Source organism: Peribacillus sp. SIMBA_075 (genome assembly GCF_046534585.1).
Window position 1 is genome coordinate 1 of record NZ_JAWRYN010000164.1, and the last position, 401, is coordinate 401.

At 36.4% G+C, this 401-nt stretch carries 1 protein-coding gene and 1 pseudogene; both read right to left on the reverse strand.

The genetic code is table 11. The features are described from left to right. Positions 1 to 176: pseudogene (locus SB775_RS34735) on the reverse strand (YwmB family TATA-box binding protein); the annotation flags it as partial. Between the two features lie 51 nt (positions 177 to 227). Next, positions 228 to 401 (reverse strand): DUF1146 family protein (locus SB775_RS27630; protein ID WP_410864332.1); only part of this gene is annotated, 174 nt, incomplete at its 5' end.

A 401-nucleotide genomic window follows, 5' to 3' on the forward strand; every position in this document is an offset into this window, starting at 1 on the left:
ATTGTTTTTGTTTCTCGCGCTAACCATGACCACTTCTCTAATTTAGCATCATTTTTCTCTAAAGTTGCAATCATGCTCTCCATTTTCTGTTCATCGCTGATCGGTTTCATCTCTCTATATCCAACCAAAAATAAAACAACACTTATCATAACAATAAGAATGGCTTTAAGCTTCAATTTCATCCCCTCCTATCCCCATTGTTAACGGAGATATGAGGTTCTATACACTTACTTTACTAAATACGTTAAACTCTTTGAATAGCCTAAATAATCAAGGAAAAAGTTACTTACAGATGTCCCAATTGCAATTGTAATTAGGATGAGTAACACTCGCGTCTGCATCACCTTTCCAGACTTCATTAAACGCTCAATGTGAACACCTTGTAAGGCCCACCACGTAAT